This is a genomic window from Pseudomonas sp. NPDC089918, from assembly GCF_050280605.1.
Taxonomy (GTDB): Bacteria; Pseudomonadota; Gammaproteobacteria; order Pseudomonadales; family Pseudomonadaceae; genus Aquipseudomonas.
In genome coordinates, this window is record NZ_JBNNVP010000004.1 from 84,147 (window position 1) to 105,634 (window position 21,488).

The window sequence follows — 21,488 nt, forward strand, 5'->3', positions numbered from 1 at the left end:
TATATTCTCCGTATTCTGGATCAGTTCCACAGCCCTAACAATTTGGCCTTGGCCACCGCTTGCGTCCTGCGCTCAACCCGCAACTTCGCATGTATGCGTCGTGTGTGAGTTTTGACGGTATGTAATGAAATGAACAGCACCTCGGCAATCTCTTGATTGGAATGGCCCTGTGCAATCAGCTTGAGCACTTGTAGTTCACGCTGACTTAATGTGTCTGTTTCACCTGTCCGCATGCAAAGTTGATCAGAAGCTAGAAGAGTGGCTTGCTCATTGAGCAATAACGGCTGACGCTGGCGCAATTCACTTAACAACTGACGAGTCTGATACCGCGCCACATTGCGTTCTCCTTCCTGCAATGCATCAATGGCCTTAGCAGTTTGCCCCTCAAGCCATAGCACTTCAGCCAGGGCCAGTTGCAGTTCGGTGGCGAGTGCCCACATTTCGCGCGCCTGTGCCTGCTCCATCAATGATTCGAGCTGTGCTGCGGCATCACTCGCATCGTGCTCCAACCGAACCTTGGCGAGAATCAGCAAATATTCGATGCGTGGGATCAGCTCCAGCGTGGCCGGTGGCGCCTGCTGTGCCTGCGGCCCGCGATAGTGATTGAGCACCCGGCTCAAAGCCTCGCACGCCAATTCGGCACGCCCCTGTTGCAACCAGAAATGACTACTGACTTGCAACAGCACCCCCCGGTAAACAGTTTCCGGAATCAGCCGCTGCTGCATCAGCCGTTCGGCATCGCGTAAGCGCACAAATGCCTGAGCATAATCGCCTTGATTAGCCGCCAGTTGTGCCAGGCCGAGAAACCCATAGAGCACACGCTTGTCATGGCTGCGCAGACAGTCGTCCAGCCCGCGCTGAAAGAGTTCGGCCGCCCTTTCCTCCTGCCCCATGCATAACGCCAGTCGTCCACGTCGCAGATCAATGCGTCCCAGCAAGGGTATAGGCCGGTCTGTCTGCTGGCAGAGCAGCTCGTACATATTGGTCAGTACACTTTCAGCCCGCACCGCCGCCCCCCGTTGCTCCAGCAATTGCGCATGATCGAGCTCCATCAAGCCCTCGAACACCAGCGAACCTTGCGCCCGCGCCAGGCACAGCGCCTCGCGGTTATGGGCTTGCGCCACGTCGAGTTCGCCCCTTAGCAAGGCCTGTTGCGTCAGACCGGACAAACACATCAGGCGCGCCGTCCAGCATTCGGGATCGAGCGCGCTCAACGCATCTAGGAAGTGCGCGCGTGAAGTCTCCATTCGTCCCTGCAAATGCAGTAGCCAACCCTGCAGGGCCTGCCAGCGTGCAATCAGTTGACGCTGAAGCACCGCCGAGGGCTGAGGCGTGAAATGCGCCAAATGAGCAATGCAGGCAGTTGCCTGTTCGAAACGCCCGGCGAACAACAGCGCAGCGGTAATCAAACCCACCAACTGCGGGCTCCCCAGCGTCAGTTCTTCGCCTTGCTGCTCATGCAAACGCAGCAACAGCACGACCATTTGCTCTTCGAACAAGTGCTCGAAACTGAAGTGCTGCAACAGGCTGACCGCCACTTCGTATTCCTCGGCGAGCAAGGCCTGTTCGAAGGCCGATTTCCAGTCCTGTTCAGCACAGAACCACTGGCATGCACGCCGATGCCAAGAGCGTCCCGCTGGCCATTGCTCATCGCGCAACAACTGCGTGAACGGGGTGAAAATCTGCAGCCAGTCGCTGGAGTCCCCCCAAGGTTCGATAAAACAGCCCAGCGCTTGCAATGTCCTCAGGTACTGCGCGCCCTCCCCGGCCCCGAACAGGTGATCGCACAGCCGGGCATTGAAGCGGGGCAAGTGGGCCAGCACGCGCCAGGCCTCGCTCAACTCAGGTGTCAGCGAGCTGAACAACTCATGCTCCAGGTAATCGAGCAAGGTGGCCGCCCGCCCCAGGGAGTTGTCCTGACGTGACCAGTCGCACTTCTGCAGCAATGCAATCCGTACACCGGCACACCAGCCGCCGGTGCGCTGGATAATCCGACTCGCCACCTTGCTGGCCTGCTCCGGTACCCAGGGCTGCAAAATCTGCTCGACTTCACCTTGGGTGAACACCAGCGAAGCGTTCTCGCACTCGTACAACTCATCATCGAGCAGCAACCTTGGCCAGTTGCATGGCGGCCGGCGGCGGGCACCCAACCACCAAGTCAGCATCGGGCTGCTGATCGCCAACATGCGATCCAGTAACTGATCCAGTTCCGGGTTCGGCAGACGGCAATAGTCATCGAGAAACAGCCAAGTCGGCGTCTGCAGTCGCGCCAGATCGCCCAGCAACCCGGTTTCATCCGATGAGGCCAGCCCCAACGTTTCTGCCAGACGCTGACAAAAATCCGCCGCGCTCCACGCCACGCCGGACAATGGCAACCAATGCACCCGGCACTGGGTTGGCGCCTGCAACAGGCATTCGGCGAGCAACGCGCTCTTGCCACTGCCGGCGGGTGCGCAGAGTAATTTCACCCGGGCCGTCGAAGCCAATAACGGCTCGCTTAAGCGAGCCCGCGACAGGTGATGAGAGGACAGGCGGGGCAGGAATCCAGAACGGTCCAGACACGGAGTCATGGCGGTCATTGCAGCGTGCCTTTTTATAATTGTCCGGCCACCCTAGCCCTCTCCAACCCGCTTGTTGAGAAGTATTCAGGACGCTGATTGGCGCCCATAAAAAAGGCGACCCGCAGGTCGCCTCTTGTGATACCAATGTATCAAAACCCTTACCGAACGCCCTCGGCGCGCAGGGCCGACGGAGTGTAGTCGGCAGACTTGGCGTCGAAGCCGAATTCGAAGCTGTGCTTCTCTTCGTTCTTCATTCCCAAGGCAATGTATCGGCCGGCAATGATGTCGTAGAGCGCCTCCAGGGTGTAGGCCGGTGTCTGGTGATCGTAGTAATACTGGGCGTGACCTTCAGCCACTCGCCAGAGTTGACCGCGACCGTCGTAGTGATCCGCCAGCGCCACTTGCCAGCTGTCTTCGTCGAGGTACATATGGCGCTTGGCGTAGATGTGCCGCTCGCTCGGCTTGACCGTGCCGACCACTTCCCAGACCCGGTGCAACTCGTAACGGGTCAGGTCCTGATTGATGTGCCCGGCCTTCACCACGTCATCGTACTTGAGGCTCGGCGAGTCGAGTTTGTAGCTGTTGTAGGGAATGTACATTTCCTTTTTGCCGATCAGTTTCCAGTCGTAGCGATCCGGCGCACCGGAGAACATGTCGAAGTTATCCGACGTGCGCAGACCATCGGCAGCGGTGCCCGGCCCGTCGTAGGCCACTTGCGGCGCGCGTCGTACCCGACGCTGACCGGCGTTGTAGATCCACGCCAGACGCGGCTCTTTCACTTGGTCGAGAGTTTCATGCACCAGCAGCACGTTACCCGCCAAGCGTGCCGGCGCGGTCACCGACTGCTTGAAGAAAGTCAGCACGTTGGCGCCTTTTTCCGGGTCCAGGTCCTTCATCAATTGCGGTACGGCGATCTCTTCCTCGAAGCGGATCGGCGTGTAGCTGCCGTTGGTCTGCGGGGTCACCTGGGTAATGATGCGGCGCAGGTTGCCGCCGTGATAACGGGTGATGTGGTTCCACAGGACCTCGACGCCGTTCTTCGGAATCGGGAACGCGTAGTAGCGATTGCCAGTGAAATTGGCCAGGCCGTTACCGTCGTTGATGCTGTTCACATTCAGCGCGCTGCGCTTGGCCGACTCGTAGATTTCCGCCGGCAGGCCCACGGTGCGATGGGTCGGGTAGACCGGGATCTTGTAGGTTTCCGGGTAGCGCTTGAACATCGCCACCTGGCCATCCGAAAGCTTGTCCTTGTACTTATCAACGGTTGCAGCAGTGATGGTGAACAACGGTTTTTCGCTGGCGAACGGGTCAGCCAGGAAGCCTTTGCTGTCGACCGCGCCGGCGTTTTTCGGGATGCCACCGGTCCAGGCCGGGATCGAGCCGTCGGCGTTGCCGGCCTTCTCGGCGCCCAGCGGCGTGAGTGTGTTGCCGAGCTTGTTGGCTTCTTCCGGCGAGACCGCCGCCATCACGTTGGCGGCCAGCAGGCTCAGGGCCAGGGCGCCGCATTGCAGAATCATCTTGCGCATTAACATCATCCTTCTCAGCCAGATCAGAAGTTCACACCGAAGCTCAGCGCCAGGAAGTCACGGTCTTCCAGGACGTTGTAGTCACCGCCGAAGAAGTCGGTGTAACTGAGGCTCGCGGTATAGGTGTTGCGGTAATCGGCATCGACACCGACGCTGACCGCCTTGGCGCCTTCGTTGAACAGCCCGTTGGGACCGTAGCCGGCGACGTCATGGGACCAGGACAGGTTGGGTTTGAGGTTGATCCCGCCAATCACGTTGGCGTAATCGAGGATCGCCCGAGCGCGGTAGCCCCAAGAGGTAGAGGTGACGAAGCCGTCGGTATCGCCTCCGAAACCGTACTGGCCGTAAACCGAATCGCGGCCATAACGCAGCTTGCTCCGCGACTCCAGACCACCGACTCGTACCACCGCGGCTTCACCGACCAGGGTTAGCCGTTGGGCGCCCAATACCTGGTCGAAAAAGTGCGTCAGGGTGCTTTGGACCTGGGTCACTTCCTTGCGGCGATAACCCGTGTTGTCGGCACTTGGCCGGGTCGCGACAGGCGATGCGGCGCCGCCGGCGATCGGGTTAAGCAACGCCAGTGTCAAGTCGTTGGTATTGACCTGCACCGGAGCGTTGGGCCGGTAGCTGATTTCGCCGGTCCAGGCAGTCCCGGTGGGCAAAGTGGTGGAGAAGCTTGCGCCGTACAGACGAATGTCTTCCGGGTATTCGAGGTAATACTGGCCGCGCCCGAGCATCACGCTTTGCGCCAGGCCCGAGCCGCTGCCCGGGGCCAGACGGTTGGCAATGCTGACCATGCCCGGCAGGCTGGCCAGTGTCGACAGCCCGGCGGTGGAGGTGCCAACGGTCGGTGTGCGACTGTGATAGTTCATGAAGTAGAGGCCGTATTCGGTGTCGTCACCGAGCCAACGCAAGGCGGTGCCCCACTGCCCTGAATCCCGGGCATCGCGGTCGCCGCCACGGGGCACGATGACGCCCTCTCGGGTGACCTGAATAGGTTGGCCAAAGGCTGACGCCAGCGGCGCCAACGGGGCAATCGCCGGGCTGCCGACGGTATAACCGTTGTTGCAGCCGTCCGCCGCCACGTCGACGCCGAAGAAAGTGCCGCAGTTGTCGAGAACGGTCTGATCCCACTCCAGTTGGTAGAAACCTTCCACGGTGAGCTGATCGGTCAGGCCTTGGGAAGCGAACAGCATGTTCACCGGAATCAGGCCTTCCTTGATCTCCGCACCTGGACGACGGAATGCGGAAACGTCGACCGGGTTGATGCTGTTGATCGAGTTGCCGATGAAGGTACTTTCACCCCAGCTGACCACCTGCTTGCCGGCGCGCACGGTGCCCGGCAGATCGGCGATGGAATAGTTGTGATAGACGAATGCATCGAGGATCTGTGCGCCCGAAGACTTGGCGCCTTCTTTGCGACCGCTGTCGCTGATCTGTTTGAACTCGCGGTCTTCGTCCTTCAGCTCGAAGTCGTACCAGTACTTGCCACGGACGAACACGCCTGTGTCGCCGTATTTCAATTCGAGGTCGTGGATACCTTTGAAGATCTTGGAGAAGGTCTCGCCTTTCTTGAAGTTCAGGCGCCCGTCATCACCGGTCGAAGACTGGCCGGTACCGCCGTTGACGGTGCCCACCAGTGACTTGTCGGCATCGCGCATGCCCCAGCTCGCGCCGACGGACAACGAGGAATCGAACTGCCCCTCGATTTCGCCGATGTTGAATGAAACAGCCTGCGCCTGGGCACAGCAGCCCAAGGCCACCGCAGCGGCCAGCGCTTGCGGTTTGAAGATGGCGCGCATTGTTGTTTTTGTCATGCGTCTTCCCCGGTGAGTGACAGAAGGCCCCACCCTACTGCCACGCGCCGGGAGCGATAAGCGCACCAAGGAGGTATTCGCGTTGTCCCTCCAAAGGATGAATGCCCGCATGGGACGGGGGTTTGCGCGGGGTATGGATGGGCTGGATGGAGGGTTATCAGCGCAGCGCATGGACGTGGGTTGAATCGGGCATGTAGCAGCTGCCGAGCTCGCGAGGCTGCGTTCGGCTGCGCAGCAGTCGTAAACCCTGAATCCACAGTGGGCCTGACAGAACACAGTGCCTGATTTTGCGACTGCTTCGCAGCCGAACGCAGCCTTCGGCAGCTGCTACAGGGGTCAGCCAGAGACTGTTGCTGAGACTGCAACAGTGCATGTCTGGAATCGCTATTTTTCCTTTGCGCTCAAGCCCTTATTCTTGCCGGGCTTTCACGGCAAACAGCCTGAAGACATGAAGCCACGGAGATGACAGACCCACCCCGTTGGCGACAGATTCCAGATGATTTGAAGCGTATTTTTTCGACTCATCGCCCCCTGTTCACTGACGTTGATTTATTGCTCCTTGATCCACGTCTTGCTTTGGCCGCTGCGTTTGCAGCGGCCTTTTTTATGGGCGATGGTTTTGTGACGGTGGCGAAGAGTTGCATGAAGTAAAAGTGGCGCCCATTGATTAATCAAATCTAACTTTCTATTTCCTACACATATCTCGGAAAGCGACTACATAGTTCTGTAATCACGCGAAGCGCCCTCGCGATTAAAGTTAAAAACAAGTCAGCCATTCTTTTGCACGTTGACTTTAACCTAATTAATTTCGAGCAATACTTCCATGAAACCTATTGATTACAACAAATACCGCTCCACCAAAAGTTTCAACACCCGAGTACGCTTTCTGATTTTCCACTACACCGCTGGCAACTTCTCCAGTTCGGTCAACGCACTGACCGGCCCGAATGTCAGCGCCCACTACTTGGTTCCCGACATCACCGATCCGAGCTACTTGAAAGCAGGTTATACCGGGCAGGAAGTTTTCAATCTCGTCGACGAAACCAAGCGTGCGTGGCATGCGGGCGTCAGTACTTGGGGCAATCGAAGCAATCTCAACGACACGTCTATCGGCGTTGAAATCGTCAACCTAGCAACGTTTAGCAAAGGAGTTTTCAACTTTCCGCCGTATCAGCCAGAACAAATTGCCGCCATTGAGGAGTTGGCGTTAAACATCCTTGAACGTTACCCGGATATCAGCCCGACCCTTGTTCTGGGGCACTCGGATATTGCGGTCGGCCGCAAGAGTGACCCAGGGCCGAAATTCCCCTGGCATGCCCTTTACTTGAAAGGCGTCGGTGCCTGGTTCGACGATGCCACCCGAGACACCTTTCTGCAGCAATACAACGAGACCGGCATTCCAGCCCGAAGCGACTTGCTCAAACTGTTCAAGACTTACGGGTACGACGTTTCCGGTGCGTCAACCGAACAAGGCTTCACACACCTTGTTCGGGCCTTTCAGTTGCACTTTCGCCCGGAAACGTACGACGGGATCATGGATGTGCAAACAGCAGCGAATCTGGCGGCATTGGTTGACAAGTATTTTCCTTGAAGACCGCTGCAAACCAGATGTCGGGCCCGACTATCAAGAACCAGCAAGGTCAAGAACGATGACCTTGCTGGCTTAATTAAATCGAATGCTTCTGCAAATTCGCCATCATTTCCTTCAGCGCTTCAAGGTTGTCCTGCGGGTGCGCCGCGCCTTCAAAATCGCAGATCTGTTGCCAATGCGCTGCCACATCTTCGGGGGAGAAACCAACCCGCGGATCAAACCCCGCGCCGAGGCTTCGTTCCCAGCGCACCTTGCCCATCCAGCCGCCACCGACTTCAAACAGCCCGGAGGTTTCCTGGCAGTTCTCGCTGGCGAGGTACACCACCAGCGGGCTGACCAGTTCCGGTTTGAGTTGCTCGAACACGTGTGGCGGGATCAGGCCTTCGGTCATGCGGGTGCCGCCGGTCGGTGCGATGGCGTTGACCAGAATGTTGTTCTTGCGGCCTTCAATGGCGAGTGTGCGGGTCAGGCCATAGAGGCCGAGTTTGGCCATGCCGTAGTTGGACTGACCGAAGTTGCCGTAGATGCCCGAAGTCGAGGCAGTGAAGATCACGCGGCCATAGTTTTGCTCACGCATATGCGGCCAGGCGGCGCGGGTGACCTTGTAGGCGCCTTCGACGTGGACGCGGTAAACCAGGTCCCAGTCGCTGTCGTCCATTTTGTGAAAGGTCTTGTCTCGCAGGATGCCGGCGTTGTTCACCACAACATCGACACGGCCGAATGTGTCGAGGGCGTGTTGCACGATTTTGTCACCGTCGGTGACGGAATCGTGGTTGGCTTCGGCGGTGCCGCCCGCGTCGCGAATTTCTGCGACCACACGATCGGCAGCCGATGCATTGGCGCCTTCGCCTTGAGCCGAACCGCCGAGATCATTGACCAGCACTTTGGCGCCCTGCTTTGCGAACAGCAGCGCGTGCGCCCGCCCCAAACCGCCGCCCGCACCGGTGACGATCACCACTTTATCTTCGAAGCGCACAGACTCATTCATGGGGAACTCCAGCAGGCCAAGGGACAAGGAGTGCGAGTGTCAGCCACGGGGCTTGCGGTCACAATAAACACGGGGGCGGCTGAATGGTGCGCAATAAGGCAGCGGGATAGTCAGGAACACGCTACTTTGCGCGGCGGTGAAACCAGCCGATCGCGAAACTCCAGATAGTGCTTGAGCACCAGCGCCGGTGCTTCGATCTGCGGGTAATGGCCGATCTCAGGCAGCAGGACCGTATCCGGGGCGGGAATCAGTTGCCGATAGCGCGCCACCATGTGCCCGCCGGAAACCGGATCGACCTCGCCATCGATGACCCGTAGCGGCACCTCGCCACGCTGCATGGCGCTGACCCAACGCTCACGCTGGACACGGCGCTGCGGGATATAACTGATGAGTTTGTGCATGATCCGTTGCCCGTGATTGCTGCTGACCAGGCTCCAGAAATCATCCAGTTCGCTTTCTGTGGGCCGGGTCTGTGGGCCAAAGATCTGCTGGAAACTCTTCACCAGCGCGTCACGGCTAAAGGCTCGCCCGATCATCCAGCCGAAGGGGCTGAGCAGGAGTTTTTGCATCAATACCGGACGATGGGTTTCGGGAAACAGCCCGCCATTGAGGAACACGCAACTGGCGATATCAGCGCGCGTTTCATAGTGCCGGGCCAACAGTTCCTGAGCCACGCTATCGCCATAATCGTGTGCCAAAATGTGAACGGGCTGGTCAACGTTCAGATGCGCCAGTAAGGCCTGTTGCAAATCGGCCTGTGCCAGCAGGCTATAGTCGTGGCTCACCGGTTTGGCCGAATCGCCGAAGCCGAGCATGTCGCAAGCAATCACCCGGTAGCGCTGCGTCAGCGGCTGCCACAGGTAATGCCAGTCCCAACTGGCCGTCGGGAAGCCATGGATCAGCAACAGCGGCTCGCCTTGCCCCGCGGCCCAATAGCGCAGGGTCTGACCGCCGAATACGAACGTCTGGCCGCGCTTGCGCCAGACACATAGCGGAATCTCGGCGAGGGCCATTTAGAGTTTATAACCGGGGTCTTGTTTATCGAGTTTGCGCAGCAGCGCCGGCCAGGCCAGCGCGCCGCCCATCCCTTGAGCACTTTTGGTGACACCAGCGATCATCGCCTTGGCGCCCGCCAGAATCTGCGGTTCGATGGCGATCAGCTCCGCACCACCGTTCTGCGCCAGCACCTGAATTTCGCAGGCGCGCTGAAAGGTAAACATCATCAGGAACGTGTCGGCGATGGTGCCGCCACAAGTCAGCAGACCGTGGTTGTGCAGCATCAGGAAATTGTTTTCGCCAAGATCGGCTTGCAGCCGCGCCTTCTCTTCATGGTTCAGCGCAACGCCTTCGTAGGCGTGACAGGCCAGGCTGGAAAGAACGAACAAGGACTGCTGACTGATCGGCAAGATGCCCTGCTTCTGTGCCGATACCGCCACCCCCGCCGCGGTGTGGGTGTGCAGTACACACACGACGTCATGACGGACTTCATGCACGGCGCTGTGGATGGTGTAACCCGCCGGGTTGATCTCGTAAGGGCTGTCCATCAGCTTGTTGCCGGCCTGATCGACCTTGACCAGGCTCGACGCGGTGATTTCATGGAACATCAGCCCGAAGGGGTTGATCAGAAAGTCTTCAGTGCCCGGCACCTTGGCGGAAATATGCGTGAAAATTAGATCGTCCCAGCCGTGCAAGGCGACCAGACGATAACAGGCGGCCAGATCGACGCGGGTCTGCCATTCGGCGGCACTGACTTTGTCTTTGATGCTGTGTGGCGATTGGACGGGGGCTACGCTCACGGCAAGGATTCTCTTTTTTATTTTTCTGGGTTTTTATTGTTTTTTGCTGCGTTACAGCAGTCTAGTCAGCCCCCGGACTTCGTGTAGTTGCATTGGCAGCCAGCTTGATGGCCGAGCGAGTCAGTGCGCGGGTGAATCTGGATCCATTGTCAAGGCACCCACAAACTTGTGGATGTTGCCTGACCCGCCGCTATCGCGAGCAGGCTCGCTCCCACAAGTCAGCCTCGCAAAACGCTGACCAGTTCCGCCAGCCAAGGCTCGGCGTCGGTTTCCGGCGTCACGGTTTCGCTGGCGTCCAGGCGCAGCATCGGCAGGACTTCACGCACGCCCAGTTCACCGAACAATTCACGCATTTGTTCGCCGCCGCCGCAGAACGTATCGCCATAACTGGAATCGCCCAAACCGATCACCGCGCCCGGCAAACCACGCCAGGCCGCCGGCAACTGATCGCGGATGGCGAAATACAACGGCTGCAGATTGTCCGGCAACTCGCCCATGCCGGTGGTCGAGGTCACCGCCAGAAATGCTTCGGGCCCAAACGCCTGAACATCGGCGAGGGTCGCGCGGGGGTTGTGCCAGGTTTCAAAACCGGCGGCGTTCAAAATGCTTGCAGCGTGACGGGCAACTTCTTCAGCCGTGCCGTACACCGAGCCGGAAAGGATGGCGACTTTCATCAATCTGATCCTGAATCTAAATATAAGTACGAGATATTAACAGCACCGACCTCATTGATCTTTTAGAATGCAGCCTATCAATCAATACGCAAAGGACTCTGCGATGATCAATGCCCAACTGCTGCAAATGGTGGTCAACGCCTCCAACGACGGCATCGTGATTGCCGAAAAGGAAGGCGAACAGGACAACATCCTGATTTACGTAAACCCGGCATTCGAGCGCCTGACGGGTTATACCAGCGAAGAAATCCTTTATCAGGATTGCCGTTTTTTGCAGGCAGGAGACCGCGATCAGGCAGCCCTCGCCTTGATTCGGCAGGCGTTGGGCAGTGGCGGCTCCTGCCGGGAAATCCTCAGGAATTATCGTAAGGACGGCACTCCGTTCTGGAACGAACTGTCGCTTTCCACGGTAAAAAACCCGCACGACGGACAGACCTATTTCGTCGGGGTGCAGAAAGACGTCACGCTTCAGGTCAAGGCGCAGCAGCGAGTCGCGCAGCTGGAAGCGCAATTGGCCGAGGCACAGGCAGAAATTGCCGCACTCAAAACGACGAACGGCTCAAACCAATCTGCGAATTAGTGGTCATTTACTACAATCACCGATGACTTTGTAATTATTACTTTCGAGCAAAACCATGCAGCGCGACGCACTCCTGACGCAGGATGAGCTGGATTTTATCCAGAACATGCAACACAACCCGCAACTCAATGTGCGGGATGCGACGTCGAGTCTGCTCGTCAACGGTGGTTCGCAGATTCGTGACTTGCTCACACGCCTGGCCGCTCATGAACAAGTCACTATCCAGGCCAATTTCGAAAATCAGCAAATGACCTTCCCGCTGCACTTGGTGGAAGATGAATTTCACGCCATGCATCTACGCCTCGGCGTTCCCAGCATCTATGAAGACGGGCCGATGATTCGGCCATGGCGCCTGGTGCTCGAAGAGCCCGTGGCACTGGAAAATGCCAAGGGCCAACCCGGCACGATGTGGGTACACGAAATATCGTTCAAAGGGGTTTTGCTGGAGGTTCGCAACAAGACCAAAGCGCCAAAGCATTTCGCGTTGTGGTTCAGCCCGTCAGGTTATGAGCGGATTGCGTTGCGCGGCACCTTCGAGCGTGAAACCGAGCAGGGTTTCTACGCCTACGAATTGAGCCAGAGCGACAAGGACGAAACCGAACGTCTGCGTCAGTACATTCTTCAGCAACATCGCCTGACCCATCCTGCCCTGCATATCTGATCTTTCAGTCTATCTACGCTCAGGTATCCAGGTTTCCCGCCAGGAACTGCTTCAGACGCTGGCGCATTAACACTCCCTCGTTTCCCAGGCAACCGATCGACGATCCAGCCAGGCTCTCCTGTGCCAGGTCCGATGCCTCTCCGGCCAGCAACACCTGACAATCCAGGCTCATGGCCAAGCGTTTCAAACGTCTAGGCAGTTCCCCCGCCGGCGCGTGGTTGGAAACCAGTATCAGTACCTTGGGCCTGATCTTCTCGCAGACCAGAACCAACTCTTCGAAGGGCTGACCGATCGCCAACAACTGAATAGCCGAATCGACGCTGCTCAGATACAACGCCGTGACCAACACGTCGAGTTCACGACATTGATCGGCCAAGGCGCAGACAATTGCTCGTCGCGGTTGCATGACTCGCACCAGCAACAGGCGTTGCAACACTCGAGATCGTAGAAAAGCATCCAGAAAAAGCCACTCGCTGATCTGACCGAACGCTTCATGGCGTTGTAGCAATAGCTTCCAGACCGGAATCAGAATGTCCTGAAATACCACCGTCAGCGGGTAACTGGAAAAAATCTGACCGTAGACGTGCTCCAGTTGAACTTCGTCAAAAGCACTCACCGCTGCCTTGACCTGCTGCTGCCATTGGTCGTAGTCGGCTTGAACGAATTCGTTGGGAATGATCTGCGCCAGTACTTTGAGCGGTTCGGTCTTGGCCAGTATCTTGCCGACCTTGCTGACGGCGACACCGCGTTCGATCCAGCCGAGGATGCTGCGAACCCGCTCGATATCGGTCATCGAATACAAACGGTGCCCGCTTTCGGTGCGCGTGGGTTGTATCAAACCGTACCGCCGCTCCCATGCGCGTAGCGTGACAGGGTTGACCCCTGTCAGACGCGCGACCTCACGGATCGGAAACAGCTCTTCTCGAATCAGGGAGGTGATAGGGGGCAAGCCAGGTGCAAGGTCTGTCAACACAGCCATCAGGATCTACTTCCATGTAATATTGAGACACATTCTAACGCTCCTGCCCCAGTGGTGATCAACACATTGTTGAACTAATTGGAACAGACGTCCCAGACAGAATCAGGAATAATCCTTGCTTGTCTTGAGACGCAGCCCACCACCCCGGCGCTGTGTCTGGCGAAGCTCTTATCCGGAGCGACGCGTTTGCCCTACGGAGATACAAAATGTCTACCTCACCCGTCACCCTGATGGTTGCGCGTCGCGTCGCCGATGGGCGTTATCAGGACCTGATGGCCTGGTTGCGCGAAGGCGAACAACTGGCCACCGATTTCCCCGGTTACCTGGGCTCTGGCGTACTGGCTCCGCCGCCCAATGATGACGAGTTCCAGATTATCTTCCGCTTCGCCGACGAGCAGACCATGCACGCCTGGGAGCATTCCGCCTCGCGCACTGCCTGGCTGGGGCGCGGCAGTGATCTGTTTGCCAATCCTTCGGAACATCGGGTCAGTGGCATCGATGGCTGGTTCGGTGCGGTCGGCCAGCGTCTGCCACGCTGGAAACAGGCCGTGGCCATCTGGCTGGCGTTCTTTCCGGTGTCCCTGTTGTTCAACTTTGTATTGGGGCCGCTGCTGGCTGAAACGGGTTTGCTGACCCGCGTGTTTGTCAGCACCCTGTGCCTGACGCCATTGATGGTGTATTTCTTCATTCCGCTGTCGACGCGTCTGCTGGCCGGGTGGCTGCATACCCCATCTGCACGTCCGTTGCCTGCCGAACCCTCAACCCAGCATCGCTGATGCCCGCTCCCACAATAGGTGATCAACTCCCGTCGCTGGTATAGTTTTGCTCTTACCGCGACGCGAGCCGTTCATGACCTCTACCGCAGCCCCAATCCTCATCACCGGTGCCGGCCAGCGTGTTGGCCTGCACTGTGCGCAGCGTTTGCTCGAAGACGGCCATCCAGTCATTTTCAGCTATCGCAGCGAACGCCCTGGTGTGCAAACCCTGCGTGATCTGGGGGCGACCGCGGTGTTTGCGGACTTTTCCAGCGAGGCCGGCATCCTTGCGTTCATCGGCGAACTGAAAAACCACACCGACAGTTTGCGGGCGGTTGTCCATAACGCTTCCGAATGGCTGGCCGAAACCCCGGGCACCGAAGCCACGGCTTTCACCCGCATGTTCAGCGTGCATATGCTGGCGCCCTACCTGATCAACCTGCACTGTGCCGACCTGCTACGGCGTTCAAGTCCCGCCGACATCGTGCACATCAGCGATGATGTGACCCGCAGGGGCAGCAGCAAGCATATCGGCTACTGCGCCAGCAAAGCCGGGCTCGACAGCCTGACCCTGTCCTTTGCCGCGAAGTACGCGCCAGGCATCAAGGTCAACGGTATCGCGCCAGCCCTGCTACTGTTCAATCCCGACGACGACGCGGCGTACCGCACCAGGGTTCTGGCCAAATCGGCACTGGGCATCGAGCCCGGCAGCGAAGTGATCTACCAGAGCCTGCGTTATTTGCTCGACAACCCTTATGTCACCGGCACGACCCTGACCGTCAACGGCGGACGGCATGTCAAATAAGCCGCTCCCGCGAGGATGTCCCATGACGTTATTCCCGCCACACAACTCCTTGTCCCAGAGCTATCGCGAGATTCTGATCGGCCTCGGTGAAAACCCCGACCGCGAAGGGCTGCAAGACACCCCGGTGCGCGCCGCCAAGGCGATGCAATACCTGTGTCATGGTTACGAGCAAAGTGTCGACGAGATCGTCAACGGCGCGCTGTTTGCCTCAGACAACGATGAAATGATCATCGTCGACAACATCGAGCTGTACTCGCTCTGTGAACATCACATGCTGCCCTTCATCGGCAAGGCTCATGTGGCTTATATTCCAACGGGCAAGGTGCTGGGCCTGTCGAAGATTGCGCGGCTTGTGGATATGTTCGCCCGCCGACTGCAAATCCAGGAAAACCTCACCCGGCAAATCGCCGACGCCGTGCAGCAAGTGACCGACGCCGCCGGTGTCGCAGTGGTCATCGAAGCCCAGCACATGTGCATGATGATGCGCGGCGTCGAAAAACAGAATTCGACCATGAACACCTCGGTGATGCTCGGCGCCTTCCGCGAGTCGAGTAATACCCGCCAGGAGTTCCTGCAATTGATTGGACGGAGCAAGTAGCAATGCCACAACTTCAACCAGGAATGGCACGCATCCGGGTCAAGGACCTGTGTTTGCGAACTTTCATCGGGATCAACGAGGACGAAATCCTCAACAAGCAGGATGTGCTGATCAACCTGACCATTCTGTACGCCGCCCAGGATGCAGTGCGTGACAACGATATCGATCACGCGCTGAATTACCGCACCATCACCAAGGCGATCATCGCCCACGTGGAGGGCAATCGCTTTGCCCTGCTCGAACGCCTGACCCAGGAATTGCTGGACCTGATCATGATCAACGAGTCAGTGCTGTACGCCGAAGTCGAAGTCGACAAGCCCCATGCCTTGCGCTTTGCCGAGTCGGTATCAATTACGCTCGCGGCAAGCCGCTAAGCTTCAAGCCTTAAGCTTCAAGCTGTAAGCTACAAGCCACCGCAAACCACATCTTGCAGCTTGCAGCTGTCTCAAAGAGCCCCTTATGACCGAGCAACAACGCCTGGAACTTGAAGCTGCCGCCTTTCGCCGGCTGGTTGCCCACCTGGACAGCCGCAAGGACGTGCAGAACATCGACCTGATGAACCTCTCGGGTTTCTGCCGCAACTGCCTGTCCAAGTGGTACAAGGCCGCCGCCGACGAACGCCAGATCGACGTCAGCCTCGACGAAGCCCGCGAAGTGGTTTACGGCATGCCGTACGCCGAGTGGAAAGCCCAATACCAGCAAGAAGCCACCGCCGACCAGCAAGCGGCGTTCGCCAAAGGAAAACCCAATGAGTGATTTGAACACCCTGCGCGCCAGCCTCAAGAGCGGCGAACACGCTTTCGCCGATACCTTGGCATTCATCGCTGCCGGTTACGACTATCAGCCCCAGTCGTTCAATAACGGTGGTGTGGAAAACGCCGCCGGGCAGAACGAAGGTTCGTGCAAGACCCTGGGTCTGGCATTGCTGGAAGGCTTGAGCAATGAAGAAGCGCTGTTGGCATTTGGCGAGCATTACCGCTCGGTAGTGGCCACGCCTGAAGGCAGCGACCATGGCAATATCCGCGCGTTGATCGCCCATGGCTTGGCCGGTGTGAAGTTCTCGCAGCTGCCCCTGACTCGTCGCTGATTCGCTAAAGATCAAAATCAAATTCAAAAGATCGCAGCCTTCGGCAGCTCCTACGTTGGAATCGCGTATACCCATGAAATATCGGGCGGACACAAATTCTGTAGGAGCTGCCGAAGGCTGCGATCTTTTGATCTTTTGATCTTTGATATTTCAATCCCGACTCCACATCCCGACTTTTAATATTGACCCGGCAACTTTATTTCGTTTGCCGGGCACCTCTGCTCGCGGCTTAGATAAAAAGAAGCATCCCTTCTTCTGAGTCCGGTATCCATGAGCAGCGAAAACATCAGTCAGTCAATCAACATCGTTCATCCCGTCACGCTCAGCCACGGCAAAAACGCCGAGGTCTGGGACACCGATGGCAAACGCTACATCGATTTCGTCGGTGGTATCGGCGTGCTGAATCTCGGCCACTGCCATCCGCGCATCGTCGAGGCCATTCGCGAGCAAGCCACCCGGCTGACCCACTACGCGTTCAACGCCGCCCCGCATGTGCCTTACCTCGAACTGATGGATCGCCTGACGGCGTTTATCCCGGTGGATTACCCGGTCAGCGGCATGCTCACCAACAGCGGTGCGGAAGCGGCGGAAAACGCCCTGAAGATCGTCCGTGGCGCCACCGGTCGCACGGCAGTCATCGCCTTCGACGGCGCCTTCCACGGTCGCACACTCGCCACCCTCAACCTCAACGGCAAAGTCGCGCCGTACAAGCAGAAAGTCGGTGTGCTACCGGGGCCGGTGTTCCACCTGCCCTTCCCCAGCAAAGACAATGACGTGACCTGCGCCGAGGCCCTGAAGGCGATGGATCGGCTGTTCAGCGTCGAGATCGACGTTGATGACGTGGCCTGTTTTATCGTCGAACCGGTACAGGGCGAAGCGGGTTTCCTGGCGATGGATGTGGAATTTGCCCAAGCGCTGCGGCATTTCTGTGACAAGAAAGGCATCCTCCTGATCGCCGATGAAATCCAGTCCGGCTTCGGCCGTACCGGCCAGCGGTTTGCGTTCTCGCGATTGGGTATTGAACCGGACCTGATCCTGCTGGGCAAAAGCATTGCCGGCGGTGTGCCGCTGGGGGCGGTTGTCGGGCGCAAGTCGCTACTGGATAACTTGCCCAAAGGCGGATTGGGCGGCACCTATTCGGGCAACCCCATCGCTTGCGCCGCCGCATTGGCGACCCTGGACGAAATGACTGACGCGCATTTGCACGCCTGGGGTGCGCAACAGGAAGAAGCGATTGTCAGCCGCTATCAATCCTGGCGAGCCCGCGAACTGTCACCGTATCTGGGTCGTTTGACCGGCGTCGGTGCCATGCGCGGCATCGAGTTGATCAATGCCGACGGCACACCGGCCTCGGCGCAACTCACACAGCTGCTGGCCCTCGCGCGCGATTCGGGCTTGCTGCTGATGCCCAGCGGCAAATCGCGCCACATCGTTCGGCTGCTGGCGCCGTTGACCACTGAGGCCTCCGTGCTAGAGGAAGGACTGGATATTCTTGAGTCGTGCCTGGCGAAATTGTCCTGATCCCAAAGCCCACACAGTCCCATGTGGGAGCGAGCCTGCTCGCGATAGCGATTTACCATTCAATCTTGATGTCGACTGATACACCGCTATCGCGAGCAGGCTCGCTCCCACAGGTACTTTGTTCGGCAATAAATCGCGGGCACAAAAAAACCGGCCGAAGCCGGTTTTTTGCTTTCTACAGAATCAGAATCAAGCGTTCTGCAGATCGTCGAGGTAACGCTCGGCATCCAGTGCCGCCATGCAACCGGCGCCGGCCGAGGTGATGGCCTGACGGTAAACGTGGTCAGCCACGTCACCGGCAGCGAAGATGCCTTCGAGGTTGGTCGCAGTGGCGTTGCCGTCACGGCCGCCCTGCACAACCAGGTAGCCGTCTTTCAACGTCAGCTGACCTTCGAACAATGAAGTGTTCGGGGTGTGGCCGATGGCGATGAACACGCCGTCGACTTTCAGCTCGTCGAAGCTGCCATCGTTGTTCTTCAGGCGAGCACCGGTCACGCCCATGTTGTCGCCCAGCACTTCGTCCAGGGTCGAGTTCAGCTTCAGGACAATCTTGCCTTCGGCAACCCGGGCATTGAGCTTGTCGATCAGGATCTTCTCGGCGCGGAACGTTTCGCGACGGTGGATCAAGGTGACGGTGCTGGCGATGTTGGCCAGGTACAGGGCTTCTTCCACAGCCGTATTACCGCCACCGACCACAGCCACGGGCTTGTTGCGATAGAAGAAACCGTCGCATGTCGCACAGGCCGAAACGCCTTTGCCCATGAACGTTTCTTCCGACGGCAGACCCAGGTAGCGGGCGCTGGCGCCGGTGGCGATGATCAGTGCGTCGCAGGTGTAAGTCGCGCTGTCGCCAATCAAGGTGTATGGCTTGGCGGCGAAGTCCACGGCATTGATGTGATCGAACACGATCTCGGTTTCAAAACGCTCGGCGTGTTCTTTCATCCGCTCCATCAGCGCCGGGCCGGTCAGGCCGTGAACGTCGCCCGGCCAGTTGTCGACTTCGGTGGTGGTGGTCAGTTGACCGCCAGCCTGCATGCCAGTGATCAGCAGTGGCTTGAGGTTGGCACGGGCGGCGTAGACCGCAGCGCTGTAACCGGCAGGGCCGGAACCGAGAATAATCACTCGCGAATGACGAACTTCAGACATGACCTGCTCCTGTTGACCGGGCCCGAAACACTAGGCGCGGAACGCCGGATTGCCGGCGGGAATAAAAAAGGACCGTTGAAAGCACTTGGGGAAGGCTTGGGCTCGACAGTCCTGTAAAAAGAATGGGTGCAGCGTATCGAGGGGGCGAAGATTAAGGAAATACGGTTTAACAATCCAGCTCATAGGCGGTCTCTATCCCATCGAGGTGAACATATAGACGCCTTTGTTACAGTTAATGTCGATGCCACTACCGCGCTTTCGCCTGTCAGGCAAAGCCGGTAAGGTCGGCGCGTTTACCCTTTGCCCGGAGCACGTTATGCCCGCCCCCGTTCTGTCTGGCCCGCAATACCTGCGCGAGGGCCTCAAGCTGGTCCTGAGTCCCAGCCTGCGCTTGTTCGTGTTGTTGCCGCTGGCGATCAACCTGGTGCTGTTCGTCGGATTGATCTATCTGGCTGGCCATCAGTTCAGTATGTGGGTCGATACGCTGATGCCATCCCTGCCCGATTGGCTGAGCTTTCTGAGCTACATCCTCTGGCCGATTTTCGTCGTGTTGGTCGTGTTGATGGTGTTTTTCACCTTCACCATGCTCGCCAACATCATCGCCGCGCCGTTCAATGGCTTCCTCGCGGAGAAAGTCGAAGTGGTGGTACGCGGCACCGACGACTTCCCGGCCTTCAGCTGGGGCGAACTGATCGCCATGATCCCGCGCACCCTGTCCCGGGAAATGCGCAAACTCGGCTACTTCCTGCCCAGGGCCATCGGGCTGTTCATCCTGTCGTTGATCCCGGTGGTCAACATCATCGCCGCGCCGCTGTGGCTGCTGTTCGGGGTGTGGATGATGGCGATCCAGTACATCGATTACCCGGCGGATAACCACAAACTGGGCTGGAACGAAATGCTCGCCTGGCTGCGGCAGAAGCGCTGGCAGAGCCTCGGCTTCGGCGGGAGCGTGTATCTGGTGTTGCTGATTCCGGTGGTCAACATTCTGATGATGCCGGCGGCCGTGGCCGGTGCAACGCTGTTCTGGGTACGTGAGCGTGGGGCGGAAAATCTGGTGGCAGAACGCCGCTGATCGCGTCACAAATCCATCATCCCACCGTCACAATGACGACATGGCCTCAGCCGACACTGAGGTCATGACGACAACTCTGCATATCACCCTGATCACCGAAACCTTCCCACCGGAAATCAACGGCGTGGCCAATACCCTAGGCCGCTTGTTCGACGGTTTGCGCGCACGCGGGCATCAGGTGGAGTTGGTGCGGCCACGGCAGGGTGGCGACCCACTTATCGGAAGCAACGATGAGTTGCTGTTGTGTCGAGGCTGGCCGCTGCCGGGGTATCCCGGCCTGCAATGGGGTCAGTCGTCAATGCACAAGCTGCTGCGGCGCTGGAAACGGCATCGCCCGGATGTGTTGTACATCGCCACCGAAGGACCGCTGGGGTTGTCGGCGTTGCGCGCGGCACGGCGCTTGGGGATTTCGGTGGTCAGCGGCTTTCATACCAATTTTCAGCAGTACTCCAGCCAGTACGGCCTCGGGCTGCTGACGCGCTTGCTGACTCACTACCTGCGCTGGTTTCACAATCGCTCGACCCTGACCCTGGTGCCCAGCGCCAGCCAGCGACTGGAGCTGGAACGCCGCAGCTTCGAGCGCCTGGCGCTGCTCTCTCGAGGCGTAGACAGCCAGTTGTTTCATCCGGCCAAACGGCTGAAATCGTTGCGCGAGCAATGGGGACTGACCGAGGATGATATTGCCCTCATCCACGTAGGACGTCTGGCCCAAGAGAAGAATCTTGGCTTGCTCAAGCGCAGTTTCGACACGCTGAAAGCCACTTATCCACAGCGACAAATGAAATTGATTGTGGTCGGTGATGGGCCGCAACGATCGATGCTGGAGAAGGAATTGCCCGAAGCGATTTTCTGCGGCTCACAACGCGGCGAAGCCTTGGCCAGTCACTATGCGTCGGGGGATGTGTTTCTGTTTCCGAGCCTGACCGAAACCTTCGGCAATGTGGTGCTTGAGGCATTGGCTTCGGGGCTGGGGGTGGTGGCGTACGATCAGGCTGCGGCGGCCCAGCATATTCGCCATGGCTACAACGGCGTACTGGCCATGCCCGGGGATGAAGAGGCGTTCTGCGATGCAGCACGCTGGCTGCTGGAGGAGCGCGAAACCTTGCGCTGCGTGCGCCTTAATGCGCGCCAGCATGCGAGTCGTCAGGGTTGGGCGGCGATTATCGAGCAGTTTGAAGGACAGTTGCGGGGGGCTTGTGTTGGGGAGCAGGTGGTTCCTGATGCACAGACATTACCCTGAATCTTTGCTGACCTTGAGGCCATCATCGCGGGCAAGCCCGCTCCCACAGGATTTGTGTGTGGCGCAGAACACTGTGGGAGCGGGCTTGCCC

The 21,488-nt window shown here is 58.5% G+C and carries 22 protein-coding genes; 13 read left to right on the forward strand and 9 right to left on the reverse strand.

All coding sequences use genetic code 11. From position 1 onward, the window contains the following. Positions 1-20: 20 nt before the first annotated feature. From ACQKPC_RS04510 to ACQKPC_RS04520, 3 genes are all read right to left on the reverse strand, one after another. A complete protein-coding gene (locus ACQKPC_RS04510) occupies positions 21-2,579 on the reverse strand; it encodes a LuxR C-terminal-related transcriptional regulator (protein WP_427623298.1) in 2,559 nt (852 codons plus the stop codon). Between the two features lie 140 nt (positions 2,580-2,719). After that, positions 2,720-4,087, reverse strand: coding sequence for a DUF1329 domain-containing protein (locus ACQKPC_RS04515; RefSeq protein ID WP_427623300.1), 1,368 nt, complete (start codon positions 4,085-4,087; stop codon positions 2,720-2,722). Between the two features lie 23 nt (positions 4,088-4,110). Further along, positions 4,111-5,904 carry a DUF1302 domain-containing protein gene (locus ACQKPC_RS04520; RefSeq protein WP_427623302.1) on the reverse strand — a complete coding sequence of 598 codons (1,794 nt, stop codon included), beginning with the start codon at positions 5,902-5,904 and terminating at the stop codon, positions 4,111-4,113. A 462-nt stretch (positions 5,905-6,366) separates the two neighbouring features. Between ACQKPC_RS04520 and ACQKPC_RS04525 the strand changes: the two genes are divergently transcribed. Further along, on the forward strand, positions 6,367-6,555 hold the full coding sequence (locus tag ACQKPC_RS04525) for a hypothetical protein (protein WP_427623304.1): 189 nt from the start codon (positions 6,367-6,369) through the stop codon (positions 6,553-6,555). A gap of 172 nt (positions 6,556-6,727) precedes the next feature. Beyond that, a complete protein-coding gene (locus tag ACQKPC_RS04530; RefSeq protein WP_427623306.1) occupies positions 6,728-7,495 on the forward strand; it encodes an N-acetylmuramoyl-L-alanine amidase in 768 nt (255 codons plus the stop codon). A gap of 76 nt (positions 7,496-7,571) precedes the next feature. On the opposite strand, the gene ACQKPC_RS04535 is transcribed toward ACQKPC_RS04530, so the two are convergent. The 4 genes from ACQKPC_RS04535 to ACQKPC_RS04550 form a co-directional block, all read right to left on the reverse strand. Continuing rightward, positions 7,572-8,483 carry an SDR family oxidoreductase gene (locus ACQKPC_RS04535; RefSeq protein WP_427623307.1) on the reverse strand — a complete coding sequence of 304 codons (912 nt, stop codon included), beginning with the start codon at positions 8,481-8,483 and terminating at the stop codon, positions 7,572-7,574. Positions 8,484-8,593: 110 nt separating this feature from the next. Beyond that, positions 8,594-9,496, reverse strand: coding sequence for an alpha/beta fold hydrolase (locus ACQKPC_RS04540; RefSeq protein ID WP_427623309.1), 903 nt, complete (start codon positions 9,494-9,496; stop codon positions 8,594-8,596). Next, positions 9,497-10,279: a class II aldolase/adducin family protein gene (locus ACQKPC_RS04545; protein WP_192346180.1), complete on the reverse strand. Its 783-nt coding sequence runs from the start codon at positions 10,277-10,279 to the stop codon at positions 9,497-9,499. It lies immediately after the preceding gene. Positions 10,280-10,497: 218 nt separating this feature from the next. Beyond that, entirely contained in the window at positions 10,498-10,953 is a 456-nt protein-coding gene (locus ACQKPC_RS04550) for a flavodoxin (RefSeq protein ID WP_427623311.1), read from the reverse strand. A gap of 103 nt (positions 10,954-11,056) precedes the next feature. Here ACQKPC_RS04550 and ACQKPC_RS04555 point away from each other — a divergent pair, with 103 nt between their 5' ends. Further along, positions 11,057-11,533, forward strand: coding sequence for a PAS domain-containing protein (locus ACQKPC_RS04555; RefSeq protein WP_427623312.1), 477 nt, complete (start codon positions 11,057-11,059; stop codon positions 11,531-11,533). A gap of 55 nt (positions 11,534-11,588) precedes the next feature. Beyond that, complete coding sequence (locus ACQKPC_RS04560; protein WP_007901651.1) at positions 11,589-12,194, forward strand: hypothetical protein; 606 nt, start codon at positions 11,589-11,591, stop codon at positions 12,192-12,194. Positions 12,195-12,213: 19 nt separating this feature from the next. Here the strand turns inward: ACQKPC_RS04560 and ACQKPC_RS04565 are convergent, their stop codons facing one another. Then, the gene (locus ACQKPC_RS04565) at positions 12,214-13,173 is read right to left on the reverse strand and encodes a MerR family transcriptional regulator (RefSeq protein ID WP_427623313.1); all 960 of its coding nucleotides are present in this window, start codon (positions 13,171-13,173) and stop codon (positions 12,214-12,216) included. Positions 13,174-13,379: 206 nt separating this feature from the next. On the opposite strand from ACQKPC_RS04565, the gene ACQKPC_RS04570 reads away from it, so the two are divergent. The 7 genes from ACQKPC_RS04570 to ACQKPC_RS04600 all read left to right on the forward strand — a co-directional run bounded on the left by ACQKPC_RS04570 (position 13,380) and on the right by ACQKPC_RS04600 (position 17,939). Beyond that, positions 13,380-13,949: an antibiotic biosynthesis monooxygenase gene (locus ACQKPC_RS04570; protein ID WP_427623314.1), complete on the forward strand. Its 570-nt coding sequence runs from the start codon at positions 13,380-13,382 to the stop codon at positions 13,947-13,949. A 73-nt stretch (positions 13,950-14,022) separates the two neighbouring features. Beyond that, positions 14,023-14,733, forward strand: a complete 711-nt coding sequence (folM, locus tag ACQKPC_RS04575) for a dihydromonapterin reductase (protein ID WP_427623315.1) — start codon at positions 14,023-14,025, stop codon at positions 14,731-14,733. Positions 14,734-14,755: 22 nt separating this feature from the next. Beyond that, entirely contained in the window at positions 14,756-15,331 is a 576-nt protein-coding gene (gene folE / locus ACQKPC_RS04580) for a GTP cyclohydrolase I FolE (protein WP_123501388.1), read from the forward strand. 2 nt (positions 15,332-15,333) lie between these two features. Continuing rightward, positions 15,334-15,705, forward strand: coding sequence for a dihydroneopterin triphosphate 2'-epimerase (folX, locus tag ACQKPC_RS04585; protein WP_427623316.1), 372 nt, complete (start codon positions 15,334-15,336; stop codon positions 15,703-15,705). 85 nt (positions 15,706-15,790) lie between these two features. Then, positions 15,791-16,087 carry a DUF1244 domain-containing protein gene (locus ACQKPC_RS04590; RefSeq protein WP_008070547.1) on the forward strand — a complete coding sequence of 99 codons (297 nt, stop codon included), beginning with the start codon at positions 15,791-15,793 and terminating at the stop codon, positions 16,085-16,087. Beyond that, positions 16,080-16,418, forward strand: a complete 339-nt coding sequence (locus tag ACQKPC_RS04595; protein ID WP_427623317.1) for a HopJ type III effector protein — start codon at positions 16,080-16,082, stop codon at positions 16,416-16,418. Before ACQKPC_RS04590 ends, ACQKPC_RS04595 begins: the two co-directional genes overlap by 8 nt. A 270-nt stretch (positions 16,419-16,688) precedes the next feature. Further along, positions 16,689-17,939 carry a 2-aminoadipate transaminase gene (locus ACQKPC_RS04600; RefSeq protein ID WP_427623318.1) on the forward strand — a complete coding sequence of 417 codons (1,251 nt, stop codon included), beginning with the start codon at positions 16,689-16,691 and terminating at the stop codon, positions 17,937-17,939. Positions 17,940-18,128: 189 nt separating this feature from the next. Here ACQKPC_RS04600 and trxB read toward each other — a convergent pair whose 3' ends face one another. Then, a complete protein-coding gene (gene trxB / locus ACQKPC_RS04605; RefSeq protein WP_008070552.1) occupies positions 18,129-19,085 on the reverse strand; it encodes a thioredoxin-disulfide reductase in 957 nt (318 codons plus the stop codon). A gap of 316 nt (positions 19,086-19,401) precedes the next feature. On the opposite strand from trxB, the gene cysZ reads away from it, so the two are divergent. Further along, on the forward strand, positions 19,402-20,157 hold the full coding sequence (cysZ, locus tag ACQKPC_RS04610; protein WP_008070554.1) for a sulfate transporter CysZ: 756 nt from the start codon (positions 19,402-19,404) through the stop codon (positions 20,155-20,157). 40 nt (positions 20,158-20,197) lie between these two features. Next, positions 20,198-21,397 carry a glycosyltransferase family 4 protein gene (locus ACQKPC_RS04615; RefSeq protein ID WP_427623319.1) on the forward strand — a complete coding sequence of 400 codons (1,200 nt, stop codon included), beginning with the start codon at positions 20,198-20,200 and terminating at the stop codon, positions 21,395-21,397. Positions 21,398-21,488: the final 91 nt, after the last annotated feature.